We start from the raw sequence: 8,080 nt of genomic DNA on the forward strand, positions 1-8,080 counted from the left end.
AACCACAAATCATTCATTCCTAAAGACGGTGAATACACCATTAATGCAACGGCCTATGGTGACAGAAATGCAATAGACCCGGGAATTACTAAACAGGTCACTTTAATACTTACCGCAAATCCTTTACCGGTAGAAATTGTAAAGTTTGATGTAAGGACTAAAGGAAGCGAACTGACGTTTATATGGCAGACAGCAAGCGAAATAAATAATAGTCATTTCGAAATCTTTCAAGGTAACTCGATTGAAGACTTTGAGAAAATAGCTATGGTTCCGAAGTCAAATGCAAATACGAGCCTTAAAAGCTATTCATATACAACGAATACAATTGCTTGTGGAAGGCAATTTTTTCAATTAAGAAATATCGATTACGATGGGCATATAGACTACAGTAAAATTGTGACCACAAATATTAACAGCAGAGATTGTGACCTCTCATACTACCCCAACCCTGTAGATCAGAATAAATTATTTGTCAACCACAAACAACTTGATGCCGGGTCAGAGATTAAGATTACCTCTATTGATGGTAGAGTTGTGAAAACTGTGATTTTAAGCCAAGCCACAGAGGGACCCATAGAAATTGACGTATCTGATTTAAAAGAAGGTGTATATCTCCTAAGTGTTAGCAGTAACTTGAATTTAAAAACTGAACGGCTTATTATAAGTAGGTAATTATCTGATTACCAGTAGATTAAAATCTAAAAATTTCAATTGGCACTATCATTGGTTAATGTATGTCATAACCAAATATAGAAAGCCATGAAAAAGATAATTTTACTAATAGCGATAGGCGCTTTCTTTTTAAGCTCTGAATCTAAAGCTCAACATTTCGTTGCATCTTTTGGAGTTCACCACCAATGGAATGTCCCTCAAAGAATATTTCATGCAGTTGATTACCATTATTATGATTACGATTGGGTACATGCCAGAAGAATAGTGAGAGGAGGTCGTGTATCTTTTGATGTAATTCTTCAAAGAGGTGACGTTTTCGTTGAATTAAACGTTGGTGCACGAGGAAGAATTTTTGGAAGAACATTTTTCGATTACTACCCTTTATACGAGCACGTTTGTGGTAATTATTGTGGCTTTCACCAGGCTTATTATCGAAGTCATAGGGTTGCTTGTAATAGTCATATCCATCGAGGTCATAATCATGTAGTTTACAGACCTATTTACAGACAGTATAATAAGCGACATTATTATAATAATGGTCACAACCATAGATCTAACATTCATGATCAACGTAGAAATCAGACTGTGAGAAATAGATCTAACAACTCGCATCATAAATACAATAGCAGTAGATACCCTGAGAGACGAGGTAGGTACTATGACTCACAAGAGGCTCGAAAATCTAAACAACGAAGAGGAAGAGCCATACAATATGAACGAGACGATGATGATGACGATAGAAGATCGCACAGACATAGATCAAGGGGAAGTAGATATAGTGATGACGATTAAAGTAAGAAAGCTGCCAAACGGCAGCTTTTTTTATTTATATAATTTTCTGGCCAGTATTAATTATTTCTATCTTTAGTGAGTTATCAACTAAAACCAATAATAACCATGGAAGGAATGCTTAAGGAAAACTCATTAAAAGGTAAAAACATTATCGTAACAGGTGGTGGTACAGGCCTCGGTAAATCAATGGGTAAATATTTTTTGGAATTAGGCGCCAACCTGATTATTACAAGCAGAAAGTTAGAAGTGTTAGAAAAATCTGCTGATGAATTAGAAAAAGAGACTGGTGGCAAAGTACTTCCAGTAGCATGTGACATTAGAAAGTACGATGAAATTCTTAATGTAATCGAACAGAGTGAAAGTAAGTTTGGCCAAATCCATGGTGTTCTTAACAATGCAGCCGGTAATTTCATAAGTCCGACCGAAAGACTTTCTCACAGAGCTTTTGATATCGTAGTAGATATCGTTTTAAGAGGGACTTACAACTTCACTTTAGCCACTGGTAAAAACTGGATAGAAAAGAAACAACCTGGTACATTCTTAAATATTGTAACCACCTACGCCTGGACAGGAAGTGGGTATGTGGTACCTTCTGCCTGCGCTAAAGCTGGCGTTTTATCTTTAATAAGATCTCTGGCTGCAGAATGGGCAAAGTATAAAATCAGATCTAATGCTATTGCTCCTGGCCCCTTTCCTACCGAGGGCGCTTGGGAAAGACTATTCCCGGCAGACGTAGCTGAAAAGATAGATCCTCTTAAACGAATACCACTAAAGAGGTTTGGCGACCACCAGGAGTTGGCCAACCTGGCTGCCTACCTTATGTCAGATTACTCTGCCTATGTTAATGGTGAAGTAGTTACGATTGATGGAGGCGAGTGGATAAACGGTGCTGGAGAATTTAACGGCCTGGAAGCTGTACCTCAGGAGATGTGGGACAAGCTCGAAAAGATGAGAAGTAGAAAGAAGTAAGCTTAAAATCTAAAAGCCAGATTAAGGTTAATAAATCGGTGTTTTCTAGCCCCTTTATTTTCAGGGGTCATCCGATAAACTGTGAACGAAAAGGTCGTGTAGTAGTTACTATAAACAAAACCCCACTTTCTGACAATCACCACGTCTTCAAGTTCTTCTGTGTGCGGTGTTTCAGCTCGCAATAGGCTACCCTCTATAAAAATGTTACTTAGTACATATTGCCCCTCAATACCATAAAATAAATAGCCCTCTTCTTCTTCAGGGTCATTATTACCAACTACCGGTAATTTATGAGATAATCGACTATTAGCTTTGGCTGAGTTGAACAGTCTATTTGCCTTTCCATATCGAAGTTCGGCACTTTGAGTAGCTCTATTCATACCTGTGCCAAGCTTTATTTCAGTATCACTGTATAAGCCAATTCTTCTTACCGGTGACCACTGCATCGATCTTTTATAAACCAGGTTAAGTATAACTTCATTCCCAACCTGATACTTCCAACCCTGCGGTTGTGGGAAACTAAGCTTTTCATGCCACCACTCCTGAAAATTGCCAATTCCTGACATTTCACCCACAACCCCTAATTCTAAAGAAAAGCTATTCATTGAATTTGCTCCCGGGAAATTTTGCATGTGAAGTTTTAAATAATGCCAACCGGCATACGGTCTATCAAAATCCTCTACGTTTTTTCTTTTAATCTTATACGGAGTGAAAATTTTATGGCCGTAATGAAAACCTGCAATGACTTTAGTTGAATCGTTTCTTCTACTTTTAAAGCGTTGAAACCAAGGAGAGTTTGCTTTTAATAACCGCCTGTGTATGATATCTAATCCCGAAGTGTAATATCGGTCTGTGCCGAAATATAGATCGTTGTCGTAGCTAATATTTAGCTCACGATCCATGCGATGACTTTTAGTTGTAACTTGCGCGTAAGTGCCGACAGTCACCCAAAATGATAACACTATGACAACGACATACCTGTTATTAATACAAGATTTTATCAAACCAACTAAAGCAACTAATTTAGTCGTCAAATATAATACATATTCGATGCATATAGAAAAACGACTACAAAAAGAACTACAAAAGCGCCTCGCTGACAACAACTTACGTTCTTTAAAGACCAGAAGTGGATTAGTCGATTTTTTCTCTAATGATTACCTTGGCCTGTCAAGAAGTGCAGAGCTTCGTAAAGCTATATCGATTAGAAATAGTGAGACGAAAGCTAATGGTGCGACTGGCTCGAGGCTTCTATCTGGAAACAGTGAGCTTTATGAAGACACAGAAAAAAAATTAGCTTCGATTCTGGAGTCCGAAAGCGCCTTGATATTTAATTCCGGCTACATGGCCAATATGGCTTTATTATCTGCTATTCCTAAAAAAGATGACACCATAGTTTATGATGAGTTATCACATGCGTGCATTAAAGACGGAGCGAGACTTAGTCTGGCAAAGCGTTTAAGCTTTAAACATAACGATGTAAAAGATCTTGAATTAAAGATTCAAAAAGCACAGGGAAATATCTTTGTGGTGGTTGAGTCTATATACTCAATGGATGGAGATCAATGCCCAATCGATGAAATATTAGCGATTGCAAAACAATATAGTGCACATGTAATTATTGATGAAGCACACTCTACGGGAGTGTTCGGAAAGAACGGTAATGGTATTGACATTGATCCGGCACTCAAAACGGAGATTTTTGCAAGAGTATATACTTTTGGAAAGGCCATGGGCATCCATGGTGCTGCTGTAACTGGCTCAAGCACGCTAAAAGAATATTTAATAAACCATGCTCGTTCGTTTATTTACACCACCGCTTTACCACCACATAGCGTAATCTCAATTGACTGTGCATTTGAGTATCTGGCTGAGCACATCGAATTGCAGCAAATCATTAAGAACAAGGTTAAATTATTTAATCAGCTTTTTGAAGAGAAGTTAGTTCCGTATTACTCCAAAATTGATAGTAATCACCCGATTCAGGCTATCCTCACACCTGGCAATGAAAACTCAAGAACCTTAGCACAAAAACTTGTAAAGTCTGGCTACGATATAAGACCCATTCTATCCCCTACCGTACCGGCAGGTAAAGAAAGAATCCGAATTTGCCTACATACCTTTAATTCAGATGATGAAATTTCGCATTTGGTTGATACCTTAGCAGCCCTAAAATGAAATATTTTGTAACTGCCATAGGAACAGATAGTGGTAAAACACTCGCTTCTGCCATTATTGCCCAAGCATTAGGGGCAGACTATTGGAAACCAATTCAGGCTGGTCAACCAACTGATAGTGATGCTGTAAAACGACTAACTACTTCTGAAGTTTTTGTACATAAAGAGGCATACCTGCTAAATAAGCCTGCGTCTCCCCACGATGCTGCCAAAGCAGAAAAGATTGAAATTGATTTGAAAAAAATCATACCTCCTAACACAGAAAAACCATTAGTCATCGAAGGAGCTGGTGGAATTTTAGTACCTCTTAATGATACTGATACTGTGATTGATATAGCATCTCAATTAGAAGCTGAAGTCATTTTGGTCAGCAATTTATATTTGGGAAGCATCAATCATACACTCCTTTCAATTGAGGCCCTAGCACATAGAAAGGTCAAAGTAAAAGGCATTATTTTCAATGGCGATTCAAACCCTGAGTCTGAGAATATAATTCTATCTAAATCTGGTCTTCCACAGTTACTTCATATTAAAACAGAATCAAAGATTACAAGTGATGTAATCGAGCATTATTCCGAACTATTTAAAAGGCGTTGGCATGAATTGGGTTACTAGAGATCAAAAATCGATATGGCATCCATTTACTCCATTAAAAGGTGTAGATGATCCCTTATGCGTAGAAAAGGCAGAAGGGGTTTACTTGCATACTACTAGTGGCAAAAAAATCATAGACGCTGTTTCATCATGGTGGGTCAATCTCCATGGCCATAGTCACCCTAAAATTTCCAGTGCCATAGCTAACCAGGCTGCCACCCTGGAGCATGTTATTTTCGCTGGATTCACTCACAAACCAGCCATTCAATTAGCGGAAAATCTATTATCCATTTTACCTAGCAATCAAAACAAAGTCTTCTACTCTGATAATGGAAGCACATCTGTTGAAGTGGCTTTAAAAATGGCTTTTCAATATTGGTATAACAAAGGCTCAGAAAAAAACAGAGTCATCGCAATAGATGGCGCTTACCACGGAGATACTTTTGGCTCCATGTCGGTAGGAGAAAGAAGCGATTTTACAAGACCTTTTTTTAAACAGCTTTTTGATGTTGACTTTATAGATTTCCCTACCAAGGACAATGAAGAAATAGTTTTTAAACAGTTTAAAGAGTATATCGTCTCGGGTGATGTCGCTTCATTTATTTTCGAACCAATAGTTCAAGGTGCTTCTGGAATGCGCATCTATAGGCCAGAATTTCTCGATAAGCTTATAAAATACGCTCAAGACAGGCAAATCGTATGTATAGCAGATGAGGTAATGACGGGCTTCGGCAGAACGGGCAAAAACTTCGCTTCTGACCATATAGAAAACAAACCTGACATTATGTGTCTTTCCAAAGGTCTAACTGGAGGGGCTATGGCATTAGGCGCTACATCTTGTACTCGTGAAATCGTATCAGCTTTTGACTCTCCGGAGCTAATAAAAACCTTCTTACATGGCCATTCTTTTACAGCAAACCCAATTGCCTGTGCTGCGGCTAATGCAAGCTTTGAGTTGCTCCTTACTGAAGAATGCCAAGATAACATTAAGCGAATAACCGATCAACACGTGAATTTTAAAAACAGTCACATAGATATACCTATTGTTAAAGAAATAAGAACCATAGGTACGATTCTGGCTATAGAATTTAAAACTGATCAGGATAGCTCTTACTTCAGTGAAATGAGAAATCGCCTTTATCCCTTCTTCATTGAGAGAAATGTTTTATTAAGACCATTGGGCAATCTCATCTACATTATCCCCCCTTACATCATTACTAATGATGAATTGAGTAAAGTTTATGGTGCTATCGAAGACTTTCTAATTGAGCCTTAGAGGCTACTTTTCACTGCTTTTAGCAGCTAAAAAATCTTCAACTTTTTTCTTCAATTCCGGAGTGTTTTTAGTGTACTCCGGAGTGTTTCCCTTTTTCTCTGGGAAAGTTTCAACATGCAATGTTTGTGTTGGAAACGCAAACTCTACACCTATCTCTTCCGCCAGTCTTATGATGTCTAATAGTATCTCATGTCTTGCCTTTAGCTCTTCTGTCCAGCTAGGCACTTTAAAGAAAATATAAAACATGATACTGAGAGATGAATCTGCCATGTTATTCAGATGAATCTCAAAATAGTCTTTTCTTGTTTGAGGGTGCTTTTTAACCACCTCTTTCAAGCCTTCGACAAAAACCTCGATTAAATCTGGAGGCGTACCGTATGTCACACCTATATTGAAGAAAAACCTTCTATAAACACGCAAACCATGGTTATCAATAGTCTGATTTGTAATTACCCCATTAGGAATATACATTAATGAGTTTCTGAACGTCCTTATCCTGGTAGACCTAAAACCGACCTCTTCCACAGTACCATCAACATCACCAGATGTTATCCAGTCGCCAACCTGAAAAGGACGATCAATAAATATCATGAGTGAGCCGAAAAAGTTTTTGATAGTATCTTGAGCAGCCAGTGCAAATGCAATACCTCCAATAGAAATACCAGCTATAAGACCCGTTATATTAAACTCTAAATTATCAAGTATAAACAGGGCTCCTAAGATTACAACAAATGTCTTCAGAACTTTTCGTAAAAGAGGCACCAACTGATCATCCAGGGTGCTTTCAGTCTTTTCTGCGACTCTACCGAAATATAGGCTAACTATATCTACAAGGCGGTAGAAAAATATAATGGCAAATACAGGCCAAATTGCTTTAAGAGCCAATATCACATATTCTGCCATCGTAATTGGCAACTGTAACACTGGCACAAACAGAATTAACAGAGGAAAAATAACTAAGAAACTAATTGGTTTAGCCACCGGGATTACTACTTCATCAGCTAGTCGCTTATAGCCAAACTTCATTAGTAATTCGATAATTAGCTTTTCAAATACAAAAGTGAAAAGCTTGTGAAGTATAAACGAAGCCGCAATTAAAATTAAGATTCCCAGCAGTTGCCAGGAATATAGCCCAAGATATTTTTCGCCTCCTGTAGGGAGGATTTCTAAAAGTTTATGTGTTCCAAAACGATAAACTTGTTTATGCCAAACGTCTATTTGTCTGGCAGATTTATTACTATAATACCAACGCTTTCCTTTCTTCTGAAGGAATAGGTCGGGATACTTTTGCTGTACAGGGTAATACCGGCTTTTACCACTTACAGAGTCTTTGTACGCACCTACTCTCGGTATTTCTTCTAGGTCTATGTATATACCTCTACCATCATAAATCTGTTTTAATTCTTTGGCCAGATTTACAGCTTCCTCTTCAGAAAAATAGTCTGGATCAAAAACTTTAGCTGAAACTTTTGGGTGGTAAGTTTCATCTTGCAAAAACTTTAAATGAGTAAGTACTGTATGGTAAGGAGAAGATAAGTTGTAAACTAATGTATCCTTTGATGTGATGACTTTTTTTTGTGCTAGCACTCCATTGGCTAAT

At 37.9% G+C, this 8,080-nt stretch carries 8 protein-coding genes; 6 read left to right on the plus strand and 2 right to left on the minus strand.

Translation table 11 applies throughout. The annotated features are described in order from the left end of the window. The 3 genes from E1176_RS09945 to E1176_RS09955 form a co-directional block, all read left to right on the plus strand. A partial coding sequence (locus E1176_RS09945; protein ID WP_155210461.1) for a T9SS type A sorting domain-containing protein occupies nt 1-672 on the plus strand: 672 nt, incomplete at its 5' end. Nucleotides 673-759: 87 nt separating this feature from the next. Next, nucleotides 760-1,464 (plus strand): hypothetical protein, encoded by a 705-nt coding sequence (locus E1176_RS09950; protein WP_155210462.1) that lies wholly within the window; start codon nt 760-762, stop codon nt 1,462-1,464. A gap of 105 nt (nt 1,465-1,569) precedes the next feature. Further along, nucleotides 1,570-2,433 (plus strand): SDR family oxidoreductase, encoded by an 864-nt coding sequence (locus tag E1176_RS09955; RefSeq protein ID WP_155210463.1) that lies wholly within the window; start codon nt 1,570-1,572, stop codon nt 2,431-2,433. A gap of 2 nt (nt 2,434-2,435) precedes the next feature. On the opposite strand, the gene E1176_RS09960 is transcribed toward E1176_RS09955, so the two are convergent. Continuing rightward, nucleotides 2,436-3,395 (minus strand): lipid A deacylase LpxR family protein, encoded by a 960-nt coding sequence (locus E1176_RS09960; RefSeq protein ID WP_343030525.1) that lies wholly within the window; start codon nt 3,393-3,395, stop codon nt 2,436-2,438. A 1-nt stretch (nt 3,396) separates the two neighbouring features. Between E1176_RS09960 and E1176_RS09965 the strand changes: the two genes are divergently transcribed. Genes E1176_RS09965 through bioA form a run of 3 tightly spaced genes read left to right on the plus strand, consistent with a single transcriptional unit; the run spans nt 3,397 to nt 6,480 of the window. After that, on the plus strand, nt 3,397-4,611 hold the full coding sequence (locus tag E1176_RS09965; protein WP_246205994.1) for an aminotransferase class I/II-fold pyridoxal phosphate-dependent enzyme: 1,215 nt from the start codon (nt 3,397-3,399) through the stop codon (nt 4,609-4,611). After that, nucleotides 4,608-5,225, plus strand: coding sequence for a dethiobiotin synthase (gene bioD, locus E1176_RS09970; protein WP_155210465.1), 618 nt, complete (start codon nt 4,608-4,610; stop codon nt 5,223-5,225). The genes E1176_RS09965 and bioD overlap by 4 nt, the downstream gene beginning before the upstream one ends. After that, nucleotides 5,209-6,480: an adenosylmethionine--8-amino-7-oxononanoate transaminase gene (gene bioA, locus E1176_RS09975; protein WP_155210466.1), complete on the plus strand. Its 1,272-nt coding sequence runs from the start codon at nt 5,209-5,211 to the stop codon at nt 6,478-6,480. The genes bioD and bioA overlap by 17 nt, the downstream gene beginning before the upstream one ends. Before the next feature lie 3 nt (nt 6,481-6,483). Here the strand turns inward: bioA and E1176_RS09980 are convergent. Continuing rightward, on the minus strand, nt 6,484-8,080 hold a 1,597-nt coding region (locus tag E1176_RS09980; protein ID WP_155210467.1), incomplete at its 5' end, for a mechanosensitive ion channel family protein.

Origin of the sequence: Fulvivirga aurantia (genome assembly GCF_009711475.1) — a bacterium.
GTDB lineage: Bacteria > Bacteroidota > Bacteroidia > Cytophagales > Cyclobacteriaceae > Fulvivirga > Fulvivirga aurantia.

Bases quoted from the DNA above. Each gene is read 5' to 3' on its own strand.
- E1176_RS09950 (WP_155210462.1), top strand. From the start codon at position 760: ATGAAAAAGATAATTTTACTAATAGCGATAGGCGCTTTCTTTTTAAGC.
- E1176_RS09955 (WP_155210463.1), top strand. From the start codon at position 1,570: ATGGAAGGAATGCTTAAGGAAAACTCATTAAAAGGTAAAAACATTATC.
- E1176_RS09965 (WP_246205994.1), top strand. From the start codon at position 3,397: ATGACAACGACATACCTGTTATTAATACAAGATTTTATCAAACCAACT.
- bioD (WP_155210465.1), top strand. From the start codon at position 4,608: ATGAAATATTTTGTAACTGCCATAGGAACAGATAGTGGTAAAACACTC.
- bioA (WP_155210466.1), top strand. From the start codon at position 5,209: ATGAATTGGGTTACTAGAGATCAAAAATCGATATGGCATCCATTTACT.